Source organism: Pseudomonas sp. BN606 (genome assembly GCF_029873115.1).
Lineage (GTDB): Bacteria > Pseudomonadota > Gammaproteobacteria > Pseudomonadales > Pseudomonadaceae > Metapseudomonas.
Genome location: NZ_SSOF01000039.1, coordinates 88,391 through 109,731 on the forward strand (window position 1 = coordinate 88,391; position 21,341 = coordinate 109,731).

Consider the following 21,341-nt stretch of genomic DNA (forward strand, 5'->3'; position numbering starts at 1 on the left):
CACCGCATGAGCCTGCCGATTCCTTTCCTCAACACCGTTGAACACCTGATCCCCCGCGAGCGTCGTTTCGACGATCCGCTTTCCACCCTGGCCTTCGGCACCGACGCGAGCTTCTACCGGCTGATTCCCAAGCTGGTGATCCGCGTGGAGAGTGAAGCCGAAGTCATTGCCCTGCTGAAAGCCGCCCACGCCGAACTGGTCCCGGTGACCTTCCGCGCGGCCGGCACCAGCCTTTCCGGCCAGGCCATCACCGATTCGGTATTGCTGGTCCTGGGTGACAACTGGAACGGCCGCGACATTCGCCAAGGCGGCGCACAGATTCGCCTGCAACCCGGCGTCATCGGCGCCCAGGCCAACGCCTGGCTGGCCCCCTTCGGCCGCAAGATCGGCCCGGACCCAGCCTCCATCAACGCCTGCAAGATCGGCGGCATCGTCGCCAACAATGCCAGCGGCATGTGCTGCGGCACCGCGCAGAACAGCTACCACACCCTCGCCGGGCTGCGCCTGGTGCTGGCCGACGGTACCCTGCTGGATACCGAAGACCCTGCCAGCATCGCTGCCTTCCGCCACAGCCATGGCCCACTGCTGGCCGAGCTGGCCGAGCTGGGCCGACAGACCCGCGCCAACACCAAACTGGCTGCGAAGATTCGCCACAAGTACCGCCTGAAGAACACCACCGGCCTGTCGCTCAACGCCCTGGTGGACTTCGACCAGCCCCTGGATATCCTCAGCCACCTGCTGGTCGGCTCCGAAGGTACCCTCGGCTTCATCAGTGCAGTTACCTACGACACCGTGCCCGACCACCCGCATAAGGCCAGCGCGCTGATCGTCTTCCCCGACGTGGAAAGCTGCTGCAAGGCGGTGACCCTGCTGAAAAGCCAGCCGGTTTCGGCAGTGGAACTGCTGGACCGGCGCAGCCTGCGCTCGGTCCAGAGCAAGCCCGGCATGCCCGACTGGGTGAAAGGACTGTCGGCCAACGCCTGCGCCCTGCTGATCGAATCCCGCGCGGCCAGCCAGAGCCTGCTGCACGAGCAATTGGCGCAGATCATGGCGTCCATTGCTCATTTCCCGCTGGAACAGAAGGTCGACTTCAGCGAAGACCCAACCGTCTACAACCTGCTGTGGAAAATCCGCAAGGACACCTTCCCCGCCGTCGGAGCTGTACGCCAGACCGGCACCACAGTGATCATCGAAGACGTCACCTTCCCCATCGAGCAACTGGCCGAAGGCGTCAATCGCCTGCTGGCGTTGTTCGACAAGCACGGCTACGACGAAGCGATCATTTTCGGCCACGCCCTCGAGGGCAACCTGCACTTCGTCTTCACCCAGGGTTTCGACAGCCCCGAACAGGTGGCCCGCTACGAAGCCTTCATGCAGGACGTGGCGCAACTGGTGGCAGTGGAGTTCGGAGGCTCTCTCAAGGCCGAACACGGTACCGGACGCAATATGGCGCCCTTCGTCGAACTGGAATGGGGCAGCGATGCGTATCAGCTCATGTGGAAGATCAAGCGCCTGCTGGACCCACGCGGCGTGCTCAACCCTGACGTGATACTCAGTGAAGACAACGACATTCACCTGAAGAACCTCAAGCCGCTTCCGGCCGCCGACGAAATCGTCGACAAGTGCATTGAATGCGGTTTCTGCGAACCGGTATGCCCATCCAAGGGACTGACCCTGAGTCCGCGCCAACGCATCGTGATCTGGCGTGACATTCAGGCCAAACAGCGCGCGGGCATCGACACCACCGAACTTGAACAGGCCTACCAATACCAGGGCATCGACACTTGCGCCGCCACCGGCCTCTGCGCCCAGCGCTGCCCGGTGGGCATCAACACCGGTGATCTGGTGCGCAAGCTACGTGCGAAGAGCGCCCTCCATGCTGGCAGCGCCAACTGGCTGGCCGGCCACTTCGCTACCGCCCTCAGCGGCGCGCGCCTGACCCTGCGTGTCGCCAACGGCGCCCGCCGCGTGCTCGGCGCGCCCTTGCTGGAGAAAGCTTCCGGTGCCCTGCGCCAGCTTTCCGGCAACCGCCTGCCACAATGGACACCCGCCCTGCCCCAGGCCGTAGCCCCCATCCACATTACCCCGCCCACCACCGGCAATCAGCCAAGGGTGGTTTACCTCGCAGCATGCGTCTCCCGCGCCATGGGCCCATCGGCAGGCGACCGCGAGCAGGTGCCCTTGATCGACAAGACTCGAATGCTGCTGGAGAAGGCCGGCTACCAAGTGGTGTTCCCGGAGAACCTCGACAGCCTCTGCTGCGGCCAGCCGTTTGCTTCCAAGGGTTACGCCGATCAGGCCGAAAACAAGCGCCGCGAACTGGTGGATGCCCTGCTCAGCGCCAGCCGCGGCGGCCTGGACCCGATCTACTGCGACACCAGCCCCTGCACCTTGCGCCTGGTGCAGGACGGACTGGATTCACGCCTGCAGCTGTTCGACCCAGTGCGCTTCATCCGCAACTATCTGCTGGAACGGCTGGACTTCACCCCCCAGGACAAACCAGTGGCCATCCATGTCACCTGCAGCACCCAGCACCTGGGCGAGGCACAGGGTCTGATCGATATCGTCAAACGCTGCACGCGGGAAGTCGTGATACCGGAAGGTATCCATTGCTGCGGCTTCGCCGGTGACAAGGGATTCACCACCCCGGAACTGAATGCCCATTCCCTGCGTTCCCTGAAAGACGCCGTGCAGATCTGCGACGAAGGCATCTCCACCAGTCGTACCTGCGAGATCGGCCTATCCCAGCATGGCGGCATCGACTATCACGGGCTGGTCTACCTGGTGGACCGCGTTACCCGTCCCCGTGTAGTGGCGTGAGTCAGGGCAGCGCCTCGCTGCGTGGGGGCGAATTCATTCGCGAATGAATTCGCCCCACAGCGAAACATTCCACGTCTTGCCACTTGGGCAAAAAACCTGAACCCCCTCGCAAACAGGGCAGTCCACCCCCATGAGCCCTGCAAATGGCCACGGGCTTATCCGTCTCGGACACGAAGGCCCCGAGTGCCGAAAAATCGAGAGGTGACTCCCCATGAAACGCACCGCCCTCTTCATCACCGCCGCCCTGCTTGCTTCGCCCATATTCGCCGCCGACGATCTGTGCGCAGTCAACCTGCAGAAACTCAACGATGCCATGGCTACCAACACCAACCTCGGCGACCCACTGCGCCAGGAGGTCGAGGACCTGCGCATGAAGGCCGAACAGGCCCAACAGAGTGGTGACACCAAGGCCTGTATCAACCACAGCAGCATGGCCCTGCAACGTCTCCAGCAACCGGCTACGGATGGCGGCTCGGGTGAATCCAGCTGATACCGGGTTAACCCTTCCGTGACTTGAGTGGGGCTGCGCGCGGCCCTGCTCGCCGTTATCCCAACCATGCGGCACAAGTCAGGGGCTTACCTATACTGCTCAGCGGTTAACCCGAAAGGAGGTTCGACATGCGCCGTCTTGCCGTTTTCCTTGCCGCCGTACTGCTCAGTGCTCCAGTTCTTGCCTCACACTGCCCAGCAGATATGGCAAAGATCGATGCAATCCTGAAGACCGATCCACCCGCTGACCCCGCCGTACTCGATCAAGTGAAAAAGCTCCGCGCCGAGGGCGAAGAGCTGCATAACTCCGGCGATCATGCCGAGTCTGAGAAAGTGCTGGCTGAAGCGCTGAACCTGCTGCAGTCCAGCGAATAGGAAATCGCCCAGGATCCAGCGCGAGCTGGATCCTGGGCTTCAGGCCTCCTGGCCCAGCAGCGAAAGCGCCATGCGGCGCACCTGCTTCAAGTCCACAGGCTTACTCAGGCAGGCGTCGGCACCGCGACGGCGCGCTTCGGCCAGTAGCTTTTCATCCACAGCCGCACTCACCACCAGCACTGGCGTCATTGCCAAACGCGGGCTCGACCGCACGAAGTCGAGCACATCGAGGCCATCACCGTCCGGCAAGTCCAGGTCGAGCAACAACAGCGACGGCGTGATATCCGCCAACAGTCCCAGCGCCTTGCCCACCGAGCCGGCGCCGCGCACCTCAGCCATGTCGCGCAGGCCTTCCTGCAACACCTTGAGGCAGGCCGGATGGTCTTCCACACAGAGCACCTTCGGCAGTACCTGCGGCTCCTCCAAGTCAGGCTTGACCGGCGCTGGCGGCTCGAAGTCGTCCGATGCCGCAACACTGGGCAGGTCGATCCAGAAACGGCTACCGATATCCGGCGCGCTGCTGAAGCCCATTTCGCCACCCATCAGCTCCGCCAGTTCGCGGCACAGCACCAGACCGATACCGGTTCCCGGAATGGTCGAGTTTTCCCGGCCCAGCCGCTGGAAAGGCTGGAACAGCATCGTCTGCTGCTCCTGGCTCAGGCCCGGGCCACTGTCAGCCACCCAGAGACGCACCGCGGCCGGGCGTATCTCGTAGCCCATGCTCACCATCCCTTGTGGGCTGTTGTACTTCACCGCGTTGGACAGCAGGTTCAGCATCACCTGGCGCAGGCGCCGGGCATCCGCCATCACGTGCAACGGCGGTGCAGGCGGCGGCATCAGCTGCAACTGCAGGTTGCGCGCCTGCAGCTCGGGCTGGATCAGTTCGGAGCAGCTGGCCAGCAACGGGCCGATCTCTACCGGCTTGAGCTGCAGCTTCTGGCGCCTGTTCTCGATGCTCGACAGGTCGAGAATGTCATCCACCAGTGACGTGAGGTGACGGCTGGCGTTGACGATCTCCTGCGCGTAATCCCCTTCCACCTTGCGATCTTCCTGCCCTTCCGCCTCCAGCGCGATGAGCTGGGCGAAGCCGTTTATGGCATTGAGCGGCGTACGCAGTTCGTGGCTCATGCTGGACAGGAAGCGGCTCTTGGCCTGACTCGCGGCCTGGGCCTCGCGACTGGCGACACGCAACTCTTCTTCCACCTGTTTGAGCCGGGTGATATCCACGTGTGTACCAGCGACTCGCAGGGCTCGGCCGTCGGAGTCGCGCTCAAGTACCTTGCCGCGGCTGAGCAACCAGGAATAGCGCCCCTCCACATCGGCAAAGCGGTACTCGGCGTCGAAGTTGTCCTGGTCGCTGACCGAGAACAGCATCCGTAGGCGACGCACCCGCTCCACATCGTCCGGGTGCACACGCTCGTTGAATTCGGCGAACGTGATGTTGTCGCTGCGAAGGCCAAAGCGTTTGACGAATCGCCCACTCATCTTGATCGACAGGGTGATGGCATCTACTTCCCAGAGGCTTTCAGTGGTGCTCTCCAGCACCAGATCGAGGTTGCGCCGGGCTTCCAGCCGCTCCTCCTCGCTCGCCTGCAATTGCGCGCCGCTAAGCTGCACCGCCTCCGCCAACGCCTGCAGTTCGGCAATGCGGCTACTGGGTGCAGGTGGGCGGAAGTCGCCCTGGCCGATGCGTTTCATCATGCCCATGATGCCGGCCATGGGCGTGGCCAGCTCACCGCTGAGCCGCCGTGACCGCGACCACATCCAGGCGAAGAACAGCGCGTAGAAGAAACCGAGTCCGGCGATCAGCAGGTAACCGATCTGCTGGTAACGCTCAGCGAGCCGGTTGGTTTCCTTGAAGATGTTGGCCTCGTCCACCACCATCATCAGCCGCCAGCCGGTTTGCGGAATCTCGGCCCAGGCCACCAGTTGCTTGCGCCCACCCAACTCGACTTCCTGGACATTGCCCTTGCCGGCGGCCATGGCCTCCAGCAGCGGCTGCATCTCGCGGTGGCGAGCCAGGTTGAAGTCCTCGGGCTTGAGCACTTCGCGGCGCACGGCCTCGTCGTAGGAGAAGCGGGTCAGTTCGCGCAGGCCAAAATCACGCTCGCCCGCCTCCGGCAGCGCCATGATGCTGTGGTCGCGGCTCACCAGCATTGCGTAGCCCTGCCACGGCACCTTCAAGCTACCTATCTCGCCAAGCATCTGCCCGACGGTGATATCCAGTCCCACCACCCCTTCAAGGAAATCGCCACGGTAGACCGGGGTGATCGCCGACATCATCCAGCCAAGTCCGGCCGGGTCGAGGTACACGTCCGTCCAGACCGTCTTGCGCTGCGGATTGTGCTTGGCGTCGGCGAGGTAATAGAAGTTGTAGTTGGGTATCACCATGTCATGGGGATACTGCTCGGGCGTCATGAAGAACGGAAAAATGCGGTTGTAGCTGTCCCAGCTGTTGAAGTAGACCGCTGCCACCAGCGGGTTGGACTCGCGGATGGAACGCATGAGCGGGTCGACTTGGGACAGGCGCAGGGCCTTGTCGTGATCCTGCTTCTCCACCGGCGTGCTGCTGGCATAGAAGGACGCGGCGCGGCCATCGTCGGTGCGGGTGTAATAGACGCCATCCGAACTCAGCACATGCCGCTGGCGCTCCAGGTCATCCGGCCTGAAGCTGCGATCCTGAATCGCCCGGCCAACCGCATCACGGAACAGGCGCGTGGGCACCTCGATGCCCTGCAGTCGCATATCGATCACTTTTCCCTCGCGCAGCACCGCGCCACTCAAGTCCTCCAGCGCGCTCTGCTGCAGGTAGTCCACCTGGGCATCGCGAATCGCACTGTTGGTCAACAGATAAGCCGTGATCAACACCGATTCGACCAGAATCAGCGGGATCAGGGCACTCTGTACGAAGGCACGCCAGATCCACTGGCGGAGGGGAGTTCGGGCAGAACGCGGCATGGCGACGTCTCGGCTCAAAGGTCTTCCTGACAATAGCCTGCAATCATATCGCAAGCACCCATGACATTAGGTTAAAAGCGCGGTCGACGCTGCCCCCCTTTTTGCCGTAGAATCCGCACTGTTGTACACCCTGCAGTTCTTGGGGCCGATTAGGATTCGACGCCGGTAACAAAACTCTAGGGGCATGCCGAGCTGGTAGCAGACCTCGTAAATTAGCTGCTGCAAACTATTAGTTGCCAACGACGACAACTACGGGGCGGCCCTCGCGGCCTAACCCTTCTGGCGGCTTCGGCTGCCAGCAGTCATGAGGGGATGCCTGTAAACCCGAAATGACTGTCAGATAGAACAGGATCGCCGCCAAGTTCGCTGTAGACGTAACGGCTAAAACTCATACAGCTCGCTCTGAGCACCCTGCCAGTCGGGCCGCAAAGAGCTAACTCAGTAGACTTGGCTAAGCATGTAGTCCCGAAAGCGGAGAGCTGGCGGACGGGGGTTCAAATCCCCCCGGCTCCACCAAAAACAACGACTAAGCCCCTGATTTTCCTAGCGAATTTCAGGGGCTTTTTCGTTTCTGCCTGGATGTCTCGAAGAAGTGTCGAACATCAATGACCCTTCGGGTCGAAGCAAGGGTTTGCAAAGCTCCCTACTTCAGTTTCCCGTGCAAAAAAACCGCGCCTGCCGTTAGCGCAGCGGCACCAAGGCCTGTCGCGATCATCGCACCGATTCTCATATTCCCTCGCTGAGTAGTTGTGGAGCGCTCCCCACAATCACGGGCTTCCTTCTTCTGCCGCTTGTCCCCATTTTCCGCCATCTTCGCGTACCGCATCCGCTCCTCAGGGGAATCAGCATTCTTGATTGCCTCCTTCAAAGCTTCCATCAGTGCTTCTGAGGTGGCGGCACTTGCCTTCAATTCTTCCGCATCAACCTTTGCAGCGCTCTCCGATGCCTTTGAGATCCCCTCTAGGGCCTCCTTAACAACTTCATCGCTGACCTTCTCCGGCTTATAAGCTGTCATGCCCCACTCCTTCCTTGCTATCAACGAACAAGCCCTTGAATGATGGCACAAGACTATTAGTGCAGCTCCGAAAGGCCACACGACATCGAGGAGCTGAATAGAAGGAGTACCGAGCGGCCCAAACGGATCGCGTCCTGAAGATGATCCGGCGAAAGGTGGGCATAACGCAGGGTCATCGCCAGCGTGGAGTGCCCCAGGACTCCTGGAGGGTCACAATGTTGCCGCCATTCTGGACAAAGTGGCTTGCAAAGGTATGCCGCAATGCGTGGGCCGCTTGGCCTTTGGGTAGCTGAATCGTTGCCCCCGCACCGAAACCGCGACAGCGGTGTATTGATGTGCTGCCGGATTCCGGCGTAATCGTTATTCGCAGTGCCCCTTTGGCCGGGATGTCCCGGGACCTGCGGGCTCGCTGTCCGGGACTGCCTCGGCGTCTTCCTCCGGGTCGGGGAACGAGTAGAGCTCCGAGCGGGAAAACAACGGCAAGTGTCGCGATTTCTCGCTGGGCTCGCGCGGGTCGTGGGGCTTGCGGATGACCGGCGGGAGGACGGGTTTGTCGCAACAGCTTTGGATGTTCATGGTGCTCTCGATAACGCCCAATACGCTTTGGGCTGGTGCTGTCAGCGTGTCAGGTCGTTTGAGAGCTGTCGGTGCGTTATAGCACTGATGCTTTGCAGCAAAGCCACCTCAAGGCGTCGGCCCCTGGTGCGGAGCCAATTCGTCATCCTGCGGTACGCGTGCCGCTTCATTCGCCTCCTCGGCACGTTTATGCAGCAGCTCACCGGGGGTCTTGATCCGCGGTGAGTGCTTCGAGTTCGGCTTGCGAGGTTTGCGCGGCGGATTGGGATCGATGTGGGTATGCATGGCGACCTCGGGGTGCTGGCGCTGCGGTGGGCAGTGCCTTGCCCATCGAGCATTGCAGTTCGGACCGGGCGTCTCGGTGCGTCATCCCACAGACAGCTAAGTGCTCCAACGCACCGACTGCGCGCGACGGTACTGCCACGCTGCTTGAAGCACAGCATTTCGCATGCCCTTCAAGGAACAGACATGACAGATAAAGCCGACAGCCACGACGCCGACACCGTCGCCCCTGCACAGAAGCCGGACATCCCGCCGCACTTGCAGCGAGCACACGCCCTCCATCACTTCCTGGAAAGGGTCGACGCCATCATCAAGAAACGCTGCGCGTTGTTACTGGCGCGTCAAACCAGGGAGGCGGCCTCGGGTAACAAGCCTCAGCGACAAGAGGAGCAAATGCCGCCGGCCTTCCATCATTCCATCACCCCGCGCGGCGATGACGAACTTACCAATCCGGGCCCTGACGAGGCTCCGAAACGCTTAACACCATCCGCAGACTGAGGACAGACCATGAGCAGGCTCCTTGCAGACATCATCAAGAGCAAATGGCGAGAGCTGGTGGGTACCGCCAGGATCCTCTGGGACGAGCTGACCGTGGCCGAGCTGATCAACTCCGAAGGGGATGCACAAAAGCTGGCGAACCTGATCGAGGAACGCTACGAGATGACCCATGAAGAGGCTGAAAAACAAGTGCTCAGCTTCTTCGAGAGAAGCCGCACCCTGTAGCTGCGCGTGCAGCAGGGGCCTGCGCCAACAAGGGAACAGCCCATGATCACAGCATACTTCGTCGTTGCAAGAAGCTCCGGCAACATCATCCGGATCACTCGGCGAGAGAGCCCGCCAGATGATACGCCCACTGTTTTCAACGTCCCCATCTCGACCTCCAACCAGATGCGCTACGACAGCCTGTATGCCGATAGCGAGGACCTGATCAGCCTGCAAAGCGTCACCCGGCCGGCCAAGGCCGACACTGCGAAACCCCAGAATTCGTGCCGGATCGACTGACTCGCAAGCCCCCCCTCTCCTCTGTCCCGCCTATGTGCGGTAGCAGACAGACGCCCACTGCCGACGCCTAGAGACTCGACTAGACAACGCTGCACAGCCCCTCATGGCGGGGAAACGCCTGATGAATCTGTTCCAACTCAAACGCAACTCCATGGCGAATCGGCTGGACCTGCTGATGAACAGCAGCGCGGCACTCGTACTGGTGATCTTTCTGCTGCTCGCTGGGCCACTGGAGGCATGGCAGGAAGCTACGGCCCTGGCCATGATCGGCCTGGCAGCGGCGCGCCCCGTCGTTGCATTGCTGCGGCATTACGCAACCTGGCCGCGACCGGCGCATGTGCGCTCGACCATTCTGCCGCTGCTGGTGATTTTCGCCCTGCTCGGTGTGCTTCTGCTGATGCCCCTGGCACTGGTGGCTGGCCCCTGGCACGCAACTGCCTTTGGCATTGGCCTCCTGTGCGGCTTCCTGCTGGATCGTGCCGATATCCAGCGGGCTGATCCCTGAAGCGGCAACCATTACCTCAGGCCCCGGGATGGACATCTTTCGTACCCTGGCATCGCTCCGAATCCCACGTTTCAACACGAGGCTCCTGCGCTGGCGAACGGCGTTTCGAAACTTCGAGTACGAACCCGACCTGCGCTCGGACCTGTTCAGCGCCGAGCAAATGGAGCAGCACGGCCCGGCCCTGGCCGGGATGCACCGACTGAGCCCGAATCGGACCCCGGATGGGTTGTTGCAGCGACTTGCCGATAACGAAGTAACCCTGGCCAGCAGCTGTCGGATCCTCACCGCGGCCTCACTGTCCAGCCGGCGTATCACCCCCGCCGGCGAATGGCTGCTGGACAATCATTACCTGATCGAAGAGCAGATCCGCACCGCCCGCAAGCACTTGCCCAAGGGCTACTGCCACGAGCTTCCTCACCTGGCCTCCGGCGATTCCAAGGGCTTGCCGAGGGTCTATGACATCGCCCTGCAAACCATTTCCCACGGAGATGGCAGGGTGGACTGTGGCAGCCTTGGTCACTTCGTCAATGCCTACCAGAACGTGACGCCGCTCAAACTTGGCGAACTCTGGGCCATTCCCATCATGCTGCGCCTGGCACTGATCGAAAACCTGCGCCGTGTGGCCGCGCGCGTCATGGCCAACTGGGGGGACCGCAACCTGGCCGATGACTGGGCTGACCGGCTGGCCGAGATTGCCGAGCAGGATCCGAAAAGCGTCGTGCTGACGGTGGCCGACATGGCGCGCACCGACCCACCCATGACCAGTTCCTTCGTCGCAGAACTCGCCCGACGCCTGCAGGGCCAGAGCGCAGCACTGGCCTTGCCCTTGAGCTGGATCGAACAGCACCTGGCCGAAACCGGACTGAGCATCGAGCGCCTCGTGTCATCCGATGCCCAGCAGCAGGCCGCCGACCAGGTGGCCATCAGCAACAGCATCGCCAGCCTGCGTCTGTTGTCGGCAACCGACTGGCGCGACTTCGTCGAAGACATGAGCCACGTCGAACAGGCCCTGCGACAGGACCCAGCCGGCATATACGAAACCATGGAATTCGCCACCCGGGACCTCTATCGACATGCAGTGGAGCACCTGGCGAAACACTGCGCGAGCCCGGAGACGACAGTGGCTCGCCGGGCCATCGAGCTGGCCGGTGGTGCAGCAGCCGGAGGGATCACTGGCCACGTCGGCTATTACCTGATCGACAAGGGGCGGATTGAACTCGAGCGACGCCTGTCCGTGAAGCCGACACTGCGGGAACGCTGGGAGCGCCTGCTACAAAGCGCACCGCTGCTCTTCTATCTGGCTCCGGTGACGCTGCTGTCACTGGGCCTGACCTGGCCCTTCATACTCTGGGCGCAAGCCAGCGGGCTCCCCACCTTCGCCATTACCCTGCTGGCACTGGCAGCTGCCCTGATGGCGAGCCGACTGGCGATCAGCCTGGTGAACTGGCTGGTCACCCTCACCGTGGCTCCGCACCAACTGCCGCGCCTGGACTATCGCAAGGGCATCCCTGCCGAGGCGCGAACCCTGGTGGTGGTGCCGACCCTGATCGGCTGCGCTGCGGACATCGACGAACTCTGCGAAGGCCTCGAGGTACGGTTCCTCGCCAACCGCGACCCCCATCTGCATTTCGGCCTGTTGAGCGACTTCCTGGACGCCAGCACCGAGGTCCGCGAACAGGACGCTGAGCTTCAGGCCCTGGCGCAGGAGCGCATCGAAGCACTGAACCGCAAGTACCCCGATGCAGCCGAGGACCGCTTCTTCCTCTTCCATCGAGCGCGTCGCTGGAACCCCGCCGAGGCCAGCTGGATGGGCTTCGAGCGCAAGCGTGGCAAGATTTCCGAGCTCAACGCCGTACTGCGCGGCAACGGCCTGGAGCGCTTCGCCTTGATCGTCGGCGAGATCGACATCCTGCAGCAGGTCAACTACGTCATCACCCTCGATACCGATACCCAGCTACCACGCGATGCGGCACGGCAGTTCATCGGCACCCTGGCTCACCCGCTCAACCGGGCGCGCTTCGATACAGAGGGAAAATGCATCACAGGTGGCTACGCCATCCTGCAACCACGGGTAGGCATCAGCCTGCCGAGCACCGCCCGCTCCGCCTATGCCCGGCTGCTCGGCAGCGATGCCGGGGTAGATCCGTATACCCGTGCCGTGTCGGACGTCTACCAGGACCTGTTCCAGCAGGGCTCGTTCATCGGCAAGGGCATCTATGCCGTGGATGCCTTCGAGCACGCGCTTTGCGGCCACTTTCCAGATAACCGCATCCTCAGTCATGACCTGATCGAGGGCTGCTTCGCCCGCTCCGGCTTGCTCAGTGACGTACAGCTCTACGAAGAATTCCCTTCTCGCTACAGCAGCGATGTGAAGCGCCACCACCGCTGGATTCGCGGCGACTGGCAACTCCTGCCCTGGACCCTGCCATGGTCGCCGGACGCACGGGGAGGCTACGAGCGCAACCGACTGAGCGCCCTGGCGCGCTGGAAAATTGCCGACAATATGCGCCGTAGCCTGGAACCTACTGCATTTCTCTGCATGTTCCTGGCGGGCTGGCTGCTGATGGCCCAGCCCGTTGCCTGGACCCTGGCAGTACTGGCCGTCAGCATGCTCACGCCGCTGCTCGCCTCGCTGCTCGATCTCCTGAGAAAGCCCCACGACATGTCGCTGAGGCAGCATCTTTCCGCCACGCTGCGCGGCGCTTCCCAGCACTTTGCCCGGGCCCTGCTGACCCTCGCCTGCTTGCCCCATGAGGCGCACTACAGCCTCGACGCCATCCTCCGCACGCTGTGGCGCATGTACTTCAGCAAGAAGCAGCTGTTGCAGTGGAGCCCCTCACGGGAAGTGGAGAGAACCAGTACCAATCAACTGGGCGGCCTGTACCGGATGATGTGGACCGGCCCCGCACTGACCCTGCTGCTTGCAGTGCTTCTGGCGATGACGCCTTTGGCCTTGGCGGCCGCCGCGCCGCTGCTCCTGCTCTGGCTGGCGAGCCCGGCTATCGCCTGGTGGCTGAGCAGGCCTGCGCTCCCCAGGCGCTTTGTACCGGCACCAGGCGAACTGCGCTTCCTGCGCAACCTCGCACGCCAGACCTGGGCCTTCTTCGACCAGCTTGTCGGCCCTGCGGACAACTGGCTTCCACCCGACAACCTCCAGGAACACCCCTCCACTACCATCGCCCATCGCACATCGCCAACCAACATTGGCGTGGCCATCCTGGCGAACCTCGCCGCCTATGACTTCGGTTACCTGAGTGCCGAGCGCCTGCTGCAGCGCTGCGAGCTGACACTGGCCAGCATGGCGAAACTCGAGCGCCATCGCCGGCACTTCTACAACTGGTATGACACCCAGACCCTCCAGCCCCTGGCACCGCAATATGTGTCGACCGTGGACAGCGGCAACCTGGCGGGCATGTTGCTGACCCTGGCCCCCGGACTTCTGGCGCTGGCCGACGACAGCCCGTTTCGCACTGAACAGCTGCGTGGCCTGGAAGACACCCTCGATGTACTGGAGACCGCCTGCACCGACGACCGTAACACCAGGGCCTCCTTGCGCAGGTTTCGCGGCACGCTGGAGGCCATGCTGGACGAGCCACCGGAATCGCTGGCGGCCGCATTCGAGTTCCTGCAGGTCCTGCGCGACCGCGCGGATGAGTTGGCAACAGCCAGCGATGCCGCCCCTGACAGCGATACCGCGTTCTGGGTAGCAGCCCTGCATGCGCAATGCGTGGACCAGCACGACCAGCTGCGCCTGTGCCTGTTGCCGAACGTCGACGACTCAGCCGCTTCGGTGGATTTCCCACCCATGCCTTCTTGGCGCCAGCTCGCCCTGCTCGATGCCGGGCAATGGCCGGAAGCGATGCGCGAGCCCATCCTGGCGGTGCGTCGACACGCCGCCGCACGGATCGAAAATGCCGAGCGCCTGGCCGAAGCAGCGGCAAACCTGGCCATGATGGATTTCGGGTTCCTCTATGACATCCAGCGCAACCTGTTCTGCATTGGCTACAACGTCGACGAACGCCGTCTCGACTCCAGCTACTACGACCTGCTTGCGTCTGAAGCGCGGCTGAGCACCTTCGTGGCGATTGCCCACGGCCAGTTGCCCCAGGCCAGTTGGTTCAGCCTCGGCCGCCTGCTCACCAGCACTCGAGGCGTACCGGTGCTGCTGTCCTGGTCGGGCTCGATGTTCGAATACCTGATGCCGTTGCTGGTGATGCCGAGATACGAAGGCACCCTGCTCGACCAGACGTGCTGCGCCGCCGTCGCCAGGCAGGTCGAGTACGGCCAGCAACTGGGAATCCCCTGGGGCGTATCGGAATCGGGCTACAACACGCTGGATGCACACTTCAATTACCAGTACCGGGCTTTCGGCGTACCAGGCTTGGGGCTGAAGCGTGGCCTCGGTGACGACCGGGTAGTGGCGCCCTACGCCACGACGCTCGCCCTGCTGGTCGCCCCCGAACTGGCCTGCCGCAACCTGCAGGCTCTGGCAGCACAGGGTCTGGCGGGCCGCTACGGCCTGTACGAAGCCATTGACTTCACCCCGGCGCGCCTGCCACGCGGACAAAACTCCGCAGTCGTGCGTTCGTACATGGCCCACCATCAGGGCATGAGCCTGCTGGCGCTGGTCAGCCTGCTACGGGATCGCCCCATGCAGAAGCGCTTCGAGTCCAACCCGCAGTTCCAGGCCAGCGCACTGTTACTGCAAGAGCGTGTCCCCAGGAGCGCACAGGAATTCCTGTACACCGCCGATTTCCAAACCAGCAGCACCGCCACCCGGCCGGTCGAGAACAGGCTGCGAATCTATGCCGATCCGGGACGCCGCCACCCGGCCGTGCAATTGCTTTCCAACGGCCGCTACCACGTGATGATCAGCAGCGCCGGCGGCGGTTACAGCCGCTGCCGCGAATTGGCAGTGACGCGCTGGCACGAAGATGCCACCTGCGACGACTGGGGCATGTTCTGCTACCTGCGCGACTTAGCCAGCGGCGACTTCTGGTCCAGTACACACCAGCCAACGCTGAAGAAGCCGGACCAGCACGAAGCGATCTTCTCCGATGCCCGCGCGGAGTTCCGGGTTCGCCACCGTGACTTCGACGCCCACAGCGAGATCGTCGTCTCGCCGGAAGATGACATCGAGTTGCGCAGGATCACCTTGACCAACCGCGCCCGAACCCGGCGCAGCATCGAGCTCACCAGCTACGCCGAAGTGGTGCTCGCGCCCCCCATGAGCGATGCGCTACACCGCGCATTCAGCAACCTGTTCGTCCAGACCGAGCTGTGCACGCCCTTGCAGGCGATCCTCTGCACACGCCGGCCACGATCGGACAAGGAGCAGGTGCCCTGGTTCTGCCACCTGCTGGCGGTCCACGGTGCGGACATAGACGCTATTTCCTACGAGACCGACCGCGCCCGCTTCATCGGTCGTGGTCGCGATCTGGTCAATCCAGCCGCCATGGACGCCGGCCGGGAGACCCTCGGCAACACCTCCGGTTCCGTCCTCGACCCCATCGTCGCGATCCGCTGCAGCATCACCCTCGACGCTGGCCAGGCCGCCACCATCGACCTGGTCAGCGGCATCAGCGACAGCCGCGACGGATGCCTGCAACTGATCGACAAATACCGCGACCGCCACCTCGCCGACCGCGTGTTCGACCTCGCCTGGACCCACTGCCAGGTGCTGCTGCGCCAGCTCAATGCCTCCCATGCCGACGCTTGGCTGTACGAGCAGATGGCGGCCTCCATCCTTTACGCCAATAGCGCGCTGAGGCCGAAGAATGGCGCCCTGACGGGAAATCAGCGCAACCAGTCCGGCCTCTGGGGCCAGGCGATTTCGGGCGACCTGCCAATCGTGCTGGTACAGATCACCGATGCGGCCAACATCGAGATGGTGCGCCAGCTGGTCCAGGCCCATGCGTATTGGCGGCTGAAGGGCCTTGCCGTCGACCTGGTGATCTGGAACGAAGACAGTGCCGGCTACCGGCAGCAACTCCAGGACCAGATCATTGGGCTGATCACCTCCGGCGCCGAAGCCAACCTGATCGACCGTCCGGGCGGAATCTTCGTGCGTCCGGCACACCAGCTCTCGCAGGAAGATCGCACCCTGATCAAGGCCGTCGCACGCGTCATTCTCAGCGACACCGCCGGCACTCTGCAGGACCAGGTCGTGCGTCGACAGCCCAGGACCTACTGGCCACGCTTCGAGCCGGACCTCATCCTGCCGCCCGTGCAGCCCCAGGAATCGATGAGCAGCGCAGCCGACCCGGCGTTGTGCATGGCTAACGCCTATGGCGGTTTCAGTCGCGACGGCAACGAGTACATGCTGAAGCTGGAACCCGGTGTCGCCACCCCGGCCCCCTGGGTCAACGTGCTGGCGAACGCCACGTTCGGTACCGTCATCTCGGAGAGTGGCAGTGCCTATACCTGGCACCTGAACGCCCACGAATTCCGCCTGACACCCTGGCATAACGATGCCGTGCGTGACCTCAGCGGCGAGGCCCTGTACCTGCGGGACGATGAGACCGGGCACTACTGGTCACCCACGCCCCTGCCCAGGCGCGGCAGCGGCACCTACGCAATACGCCACGGGTTTGGCTACAGCTGCTTCGAGCACCGTGAAAAAGGCATTGAGAGCGAACTCTGGGTCTACGTGGCGCTCGACGCGCCGGTCAAGTACTCCCTGCTGAAACTCCGCAACCTGTCCGGTCAGCCACGCAAACTCTCCGTCACCGGTTATGTCGAATGGGTACTCGGGGATCTGCGGGACAAGACCGCCATGCACCTGGTCACCGAAGTCGACAGCAGCACCGGCGCGCTGATCGCGCGCAATCCCTATTCGATGGAGTTCCCGGGACGGGTGGCCTTCTTCGCGATGGACCCGCCGAGCCGGAGCCGTACCGCCGACCGCAGCGAGTTCATCGGCCGCAACGGCAACCTCCAGGCACCCGCGGCGATGGCGCAAGGTCAACTCCTCGGGCACTTTGGTGGCGGCCTCGACCCCTGCGCAGCCCTCCAGGCGGGCATCGAACTGGCCCCCGGAGACTCATACGAGCTGGTGTTCTGCCTGGGCGCCGAGCAGGACATCGAGACCGCTACCGCCCTGCTGCGCAGAGCCCTCAGTTCGGGAGCGGCCCATGTGGCCTTGCAGCAAGTGCGCGAGCACTGGCGCGTAACCCTGGGGCAAGTACAGGTTGAAACTGCCGACCCTGCCGTAGACCTGATGCTCAATGGCTGGCTGCTGTACCAGGCCATCGCCTCTCGCTTCCTCGCCCGCAGCGGCTATTACCAGTCCGGCGGTGCCTATGGCTTCCGAGACCAGTTGCAGGACAGCATGGCCATGCTGCATACCGCCCCGGCCAGTGGCCGCCAGCACCTGCTGCTCTGCGCAGCCCGTCAGTTTGAGGAGGGCGATGTCCAGCACTGGTGGCACCCACCGATGGGACGCGGCGTCAGAACGCGCTGCTCGGACGACTACCTGTGGCTACCCCTGGCCGTAAGCCGCTATGTAGAGCTGACCGGCGACCAGACTGTGCTCGATGAACAGGTGGGTTATCTCCAGGGTCACGAACTGAATGCCGGCGAGGCGTCCTACTACGACCTGCCGGAACATTCGACGCTACAGGAAAGCCTCTACCAGCATTGCGTGCGAGCGCTGGAGCGCGGAATGCCGCGAGGCGCCCATGGCCTGCCGTTGATGGGTGACGGCGACTGGAACGATGGCATGAACCGTGTCGGTGAACTGGGGCGGGGCGAAAGCGTCTGGCTAGGATTCTTCCAGCACCTGGTACTTGAGCGGTTCGCGAACATCGCGCAGGAGCGCAGCGATACCGACTTCGCCCAACGTTGCCACGAACAGGCCGCGCAGCTGCATGCAAGCCTGGAGCAACACGGATGGGATGGGGCCTGGTATCGAAGGGCCTACTTCGACGACGGCTCGTCGCTCGGTTCGGCCAGCAATGACGAATGCCGCATCGATGCCATTGCCCAGAGTTGGTCGGTGCTTTCCGGCGTGGCACCTCCCGGGCGACGGTACCGGGCGATGGAGTCGCTCCTCGAACATCTGGTACGACGTGACTCCCGCCTGATCCTGCTGCTTGCACCACCCTTTGATCACTCTCTGCCCGACCCTGGATACATCAAGGGCTACGTCCCCGGCGTGCGCGAGAACGGTGGCCAGTACACCCATGCCGCGGTGTGGGCGTGCATGGCCTTCGCCGAGATGGGCGACAGCGCGCGCGCCTGGGAACTGCTGGAGATGATCAACCCGGTCGGCCATGGCATCGCAAGCCATATCGAGACATACAAGATCGAACCCTATGTGCTGGCCGCCGATGTCTACGCCAGCACCCCACACCTGGGGCGTGGCGGGTGGAGCTGGTACACCGGTGCGGCCGGCTGGATGTACCGCCTCATCCTCGAGTCGTTGCTAGGCCTGCGACGCGAGGGCTCAAGCCTGCGCTTCGAACCCGTGCTGCCGGCCGATTGGCGCGGCTACACATTGCGCTACCGCTTCGGTTCCGCGCTGTACCACATCAACCTGGTTCAGACCGAAGGCGTGCCGGACGGCCAGCAGGTCAGCCTCGATGGTGAATGGCTCCAGGATCGCCGTGTCCCGCTGCTGGACGATGGCCGGACCCACCAGGTCGAAATCCACTGCCAACCCTGCGGACCCGCGCAGCCGCGAAGCGGGCGCGAAGAGACGATGGCGAAGCTGCCGGGGCGCGAGGATGGCATCCCCTGATACCTACGGCTGGGTCATGGAAAGCAGGGAAAAGAGAGGAGTAACGCGACACCGGTGAAGTCCGGGCTGCCAGGAGGGGTGGCCCCGAAAGAGGCCCTGGCAGCCGAACTGCATACGCTGAGTGGCAAGAGGTTTGCTGGGCCTCCTACTCCACGCTTACGAACGACGTCCCTGAATGAACTGGAGCAGGAACAGCACAATCGCCGCTACCAGGAGAATATGGATAAACCCACCCATGGAGTAGGACGTGATCAGTCCCAACACCCACAAGACCAGCAACACGACCACAAGTGTCTGGAGCATTTCTGTTCTCCTTTTGCAGCGCGAAGCAACTGCCTGCTCACAGGTTGCATCCGGAGCGAAAGGCTCGTCTGTATGGCAACGCACCAAAGGAAAAATACTTGTGGCCCATGAACTGTCCGCAGCCCGAACGCGCCCCTGCGCAATTCAGCGCGCAATGCGCAGGGCATGACTTGAGTCCGTCAAAGGGAAGTATCGTGTCGGGTGGGAGTTTTGCAGGGCAGCAGTCGGTCGGTCTCTTTCTTGACCACGGCATAGCACTCGCAGCTCAGCGCCTCGAGCTTGGCCCGGTCAAGCACCGTGATGTGCCCGCGGCTGTACGCGATCACGCCAAGCTTCTGCAGTTTGCCGGCAGCGTCCGTCACCCCTTCGCGACGCACACCGAGCATGTTGGCGATGAGTTCCTGGGTCATCGTCAGATGGTTACTCGGCAGGCGATCCAACGACAGCAGCAACCATCGACACAGTTGCTGGTCGATTGAATGGTGGCGATTGCAGACTGCGGTCTGTGCCATTTGGGTAATCAGGGCCTGGGTATAGCGCAGCATCAGAAGCAGTAACTCCCCATGCCGATTGACCTCGGTTTTCAACTCATTCCCCCGCAACCGATAGGCGTGACCGGCGCTCTGCACGATGGCCCGGCTCGGGGTGCTTTCCCCCCCCATGAACACCGCCAGGCCTATCATCCCCTCGTTGCCGACGACCGAGATCTCCGCCGAGGAGCCGTTCTCCATCACATACAGCAGGGACACGATCGAGTCGGTGGGGAAAAAGACATGACGCAACGTATCCCCCGACTCATACAGCACTTTGCCAAGTGGCAGCGACACCAGTTGCATCTGTGGGATCAAGCGCTGCCGAACCTCTACCGGCAACGTCGCGAGCAAGTGGTTCTGCATAGGTGAAGGTGTATCCGACATGGGCGCCACCATCGAGCCAAGCACCTGAAAAAGGCCCTTGATCCTGTAACGATAGGTCAACGGGACCGCCGTTGTGTGCGCTATCGGACATAAGGCTTTCGATGCACCATTCTCTTCTTGTGAGCACGCCGCCGGCAGCTGTTGCCAGGGTGAAAACGGCTGGCGGCAGCCCCTGGGCAAGTAGTTGCTGGCCGGAGGTGAATAGTGGGGGTTCTACTCACCTCACCCAACCAGCCCCATCACGAGTCGAGGCTTACTGATCACGGCGCGTGACTGTTCGAGCATGGCGACTCAGAGGGCTGAGCCCCCGACGTCAGTAGCGAAGTTCCGTTGAACGAACGCTCTTCACGCCTCGGACGTTCTGCGCCAGCTCGATCGCCCGGTCACGCTCGGCATCGTTGTCGACGAGGCCACTCAGCGTAACGATGCCGCTGTTCGTGCTCACGGAGATGTCGGACCCGTTGACGTTGCTGGAATACATCAAGGTGGACTTCACCTTGGTCGTGATCCAGCTATCGGCAATATCCCCACCTGTTTCCTTCGCAGTGCTCTTGGCACTGTCGACCGGCGCTGGCTTCGAACTCATCACAACCTCCACGCTGTGCGGCGAGATATCGGATGAGAAAGTGGTCAATGGCCGTGCCTGCGTCGGTGCGCTAGCGCTCATAACCCTGCAAGTTGCGCCTTGGTGCGGTGGCGTACATACCGGTGTGTTCAGACAGCACAAAATGAAACACAGGCAGAGCAGCACCGGCTGCAGCAGGCACTGGCCATGAATGGAATGTACGACTCGACCTTGTTTCAGCGTTTGGATGCGCAGTGCCAGCCGCTGCTGCGCTACCTGCACAAGCTCACAGGTGTCCGCTATGCGGCAACCTCCGAAGCGGACGGAATCTATGAACTCAGCCCGATACATGGCGAGCACAAGCATGCCAGCCAGGATCAGCTGGCCAACGCTGAGGTTTGGCAAAAGCTGGTTTGAGCAACAGCCATCCGACTGACTGAACGGCATGGGTGCGCTAACGCACAGACACCCCACCGGCTTGCCGACAAGGTCATGACTCGGCTCATCGCAATCGTGCGCGGGCTGGGCACAAGGCATCACCGCTCTCGCTGCTCATGGAGCAAGCTCATGAACAAAGATCAATTCAAAGGAAAGGTCGATCAGTTGAAGGGCCTGATCAAGGAAACCACAGGCAGGCTTATCGGCAACCAACGGCTCGAAAACGAAGGCAAGGCACAAAATGCCACCGGTGATATCCAGGAGACGGTCGGCGACATCAAGGAGGACATCAAGAGGCCTTGACTCGGTTTCATGATTGGCTCCCCTTCCCTGGCGCTGCTTTCGTTCCCCGTACG

Annotated in this window: 16 protein-coding genes, 1 other RNA gene and 1 pseudogene; 11 read left to right on the plus strand and 7 right to left on the minus strand. The window is 62.6% G+C overall.

Going from position 1 to position 21,341, the window contains the following annotated elements; all coding sequences use genetic code 11:
* Nucleotides 1–6 precede the first annotated feature (6 nt).
* The 3 genes from E8E75_RS03665 (at nt 7) to E8E75_RS03675 (ending at nt 3,684) form a co-directional block, all read left to right on the plus strand.
* Entirely contained in the window at nt 7–2,820 is a 2,814-nt protein-coding gene (locus E8E75_RS03665; RefSeq protein WP_153920529.1) for an FAD-binding and (Fe-S)-binding domain-containing protein, read from the plus strand.
* 211 nt (nt 2,821–3,031) lie between these two features.
* Nucleotides 3,032–3,310 (plus strand): hypothetical protein, encoded by a 279-nt coding sequence (locus E8E75_RS03670; protein WP_120654488.1) that lies wholly within the window; start codon nt 3,032–3,034, stop codon nt 3,308–3,310.
* 128 nt (nt 3,311–3,438) lie between these two features.
* A complete protein-coding gene (locus E8E75_RS03675) occupies nt 3,439–3,684 on the plus strand; it encodes a hypothetical protein (RefSeq protein ID WP_120654487.1) in 246 nt (81 codons plus the stop codon).
* 39 nt (nt 3,685–3,723) lie between these two features.
* On the opposite strand, the gene E8E75_RS03680 is transcribed toward E8E75_RS03675, so the two are convergent.
* Nucleotides 3,724–6,642, minus strand: a complete 2,919-nt coding sequence (locus tag E8E75_RS03680) for an ATP-binding protein (RefSeq protein WP_120654486.1) — start codon at nt 6,640–6,642, stop codon at nt 3,724–3,726.
* A gap of 141 nt (nt 6,643–6,783) precedes the next feature.
* On the opposite strand from E8E75_RS03680, the gene ssrA reads away from it, so the two are divergent.
* Nucleotides 6,784–7,158, plus strand: a transfer-messenger RNA (tmRNA) gene (gene ssrA, locus E8E75_RS03685).
* A 127-nt stretch (nt 7,159–7,285) separates the two neighbouring features.
* Here ssrA and E8E75_RS03690 read toward each other — a convergent pair.
* From E8E75_RS03690 to E8E75_RS03700, 3 genes and pseudogenes are all read right to left on the minus strand, one after another.
* On the minus strand, nt 7,286–7,657 hold the full coding sequence (locus tag E8E75_RS03690; protein ID WP_120654485.1) for a hypothetical protein: 372 nt from the start codon (nt 7,655–7,657) through the stop codon (nt 7,286–7,288).
* A gap of 56 nt (nt 7,658–7,713) precedes the next feature.
* Nucleotides 7,714–7,952: pseudogene (locus E8E75_RS03695) on the minus strand (tyrosine-type recombinase/integrase); the annotation flags it as partial.
* 389 nt (nt 7,953–8,341) lie between these two features.
* Nucleotides 8,342–8,518 (minus strand): hypothetical protein, encoded by a 177-nt coding sequence (locus E8E75_RS03700; protein ID WP_153920530.1) that lies wholly within the window; start codon nt 8,516–8,518, stop codon nt 8,342–8,344.
* A gap of 183 nt (nt 8,519–8,701) precedes the next feature.
* Between E8E75_RS03700 and E8E75_RS03705 the strand changes: the two genes are divergently transcribed.
* From E8E75_RS03705 to E8E75_RS03725, 5 genes are all read left to right on the plus strand, one after another.
* Nucleotides 8,702–9,013 (plus strand): hypothetical protein, encoded by a 312-nt coding sequence (locus tag E8E75_RS03705; protein ID WP_153920533.1) that lies wholly within the window; start codon nt 8,702–8,704, stop codon nt 9,011–9,013.
* A gap of 9 nt (nt 9,014–9,022) precedes the next feature.
* Nucleotides 9,023–9,238 (plus strand): CsbD family protein, encoded by a 216-nt coding sequence (locus E8E75_RS03710; RefSeq protein ID WP_120654483.1) that lies wholly within the window; start codon nt 9,023–9,025, stop codon nt 9,236–9,238.
* Between the two features lie 42 nt (nt 9,239–9,280).
* Complete coding sequence (locus E8E75_RS03715; RefSeq protein WP_120654482.1) at nt 9,281–9,517, plus strand: hypothetical protein; 237 nt, start codon at nt 9,281–9,283, stop codon at nt 9,515–9,517.
* Between the two features lie 121 nt (nt 9,518–9,638).
* A complete protein-coding gene (locus E8E75_RS03720) occupies nt 9,639–10,022 on the plus strand; it encodes a hypothetical protein (protein ID WP_153920535.1) in 384 nt (127 codons plus the stop codon).
* Between the two features lie 28 nt (nt 10,023–10,050).
* Nucleotides 10,051–18,762, plus strand: a complete 8,712-nt coding sequence (locus E8E75_RS03725) for a glucoamylase family protein (RefSeq protein ID WP_280358047.1) — start codon at nt 10,051–10,053, stop codon at nt 18,760–18,762.
* Between the two features lie 156 nt (nt 18,763–18,918).
* Here the strand turns inward: E8E75_RS03725 and E8E75_RS03730 are convergent, their stop codons facing one another.
* The 3 genes from E8E75_RS03730 to E8E75_RS03740 form a co-directional block, all read right to left on the minus strand.
* On the minus strand, nt 18,919–19,065 hold the full coding sequence (locus tag E8E75_RS03730) for a lmo0937 family membrane protein (RefSeq protein ID WP_120654479.1): 147 nt from the start codon (nt 19,063–19,065) through the stop codon (nt 18,919–18,921).
* Between the two features lie 179 nt (nt 19,066–19,244).
* Nucleotides 19,245–19,982, minus strand: coding sequence for a Crp/Fnr family transcriptional regulator (locus E8E75_RS03735; RefSeq protein ID WP_153920657.1), 738 nt, complete (start codon nt 19,980–19,982; stop codon nt 19,245–19,247).
* A 313-nt stretch (nt 19,983–20,295) separates the two neighbouring features.
* On the minus strand, nt 20,296–20,568 hold the full coding sequence (locus E8E75_RS03740) for a BON domain-containing protein (RefSeq protein WP_256673123.1): 273 nt from the start codon (nt 20,566–20,568) through the stop codon (nt 20,296–20,298).
* A gap of 186 nt (nt 20,569–20,754) precedes the next feature.
* On the opposite strand from E8E75_RS03740, the gene E8E75_RS03745 reads away from it, so the two are divergent.
* Both E8E75_RS03745 and E8E75_RS03750 read left to right on the plus strand, forming a co-directional pair.
* Nucleotides 20,755–20,964 (plus strand): hypothetical protein, encoded by a 210-nt coding sequence (locus E8E75_RS03745; RefSeq protein ID WP_120654474.1) that lies wholly within the window; start codon nt 20,755–20,757, stop codon nt 20,962–20,964.
* Nucleotides 20,965–21,114: 150 nt separating this feature from the next.
* The gene (locus E8E75_RS03750; RefSeq protein ID WP_120654473.1) at nt 21,115–21,288 is read left to right on the plus strand and encodes a CsbD family protein; all 174 of its coding nucleotides are present in this window, start codon (nt 21,115–21,117) and stop codon (nt 21,286–21,288) included.
* Nucleotides 21,289–21,341 lie beyond the last annotated feature (53 nt).

Coding starts and splice junctions, on each gene's coding strand:
- E8E75_RS03665 (WP_153920529.1), top strand. CDS start 7: ATGAGCCTGCCGATTCCTTTCCTCAACACCGTTGAACACCTGATCCCC.
- E8E75_RS03670 (WP_120654488.1), top strand. CDS start 3,032: ATGAAACGCACCGCCCTCTTCATCACCGCCGCCCTGCTTGCTTCGCCC.
- E8E75_RS03675 (WP_120654487.1), top strand. CDS start 3,439: ATGCGCCGTCTTGCCGTTTTCCTTGCCGCCGTACTGCTCAGTGCTCCA.
- E8E75_RS03680 (WP_120654486.1), bottom strand. CDS start 6,642: ATGCCGCGTTCTGCCCGAACTCCCCTCCGCCAGTGGATCTGGCGTGCC.
- E8E75_RS03690 (WP_120654485.1), bottom strand. CDS start 7,657: ATGACAGCTTATAAGCCGGAGAAGGTCAGCGATGAAGTTGTTAAGGAG.
- E8E75_RS03700 (WP_153920530.1), bottom strand. CDS start 8,518: ATGCATACCCACATCGATCCCAATCCGCCGCGCAAACCTCGCAAGCCG.
- E8E75_RS03705 (WP_153920533.1), top strand. CDS start 8,702: ATGACAGATAAAGCCGACAGCCACGACGCCGACACCGTCGCCCCTGCA.
- E8E75_RS03710 (WP_120654483.1), top strand. CDS start 9,023: ATGAGCAGGCTCCTTGCAGACATCATCAAGAGCAAATGGCGAGAGCTG.
- E8E75_RS03715 (WP_120654482.1), top strand. CDS start 9,281: ATGATCACAGCATACTTCGTCGTTGCAAGAAGCTCCGGCAACATCATC.
- E8E75_RS03720 (WP_153920535.1), top strand. CDS start 9,639: ATGAATCTGTTCCAACTCAAACGCAACTCCATGGCGAATCGGCTGGAC.
- E8E75_RS03725 (WP_280358047.1), top strand. CDS start 10,051: ATGGACATCTTTCGTACCCTGGCATCGCTCCGAATCCCACGTTTCAAC.
- E8E75_RS03730 (WP_120654479.1), bottom strand. CDS start 19,065: ATGCTCCAGACACTTGTGGTCGTGTTGCTGGTCTTGTGGGTGTTGGGA.
- E8E75_RS03735 (WP_153920657.1), bottom strand. CDS start 19,982: ATGTCGGATACACCTTCACCTATGCAGAACCACTTGCTCGCGACGTTG.
- E8E75_RS03740 (WP_256673123.1), bottom strand. CDS start 20,568: ATGAGTTCGAAGCCAGCGCCGGTCGACAGTGCCAAGAGCACTGCGAAG.
- E8E75_RS03745 (WP_120654474.1), top strand. CDS start 20,755: ATGAATGGAATGTACGACTCGACCTTGTTTCAGCGTTTGGATGCGCAG.
- E8E75_RS03750 (WP_120654473.1), top strand. CDS start 21,115: ATGAACAAAGATCAATTCAAAGGAAAGGTCGATCAGTTGAAGGGCCTG.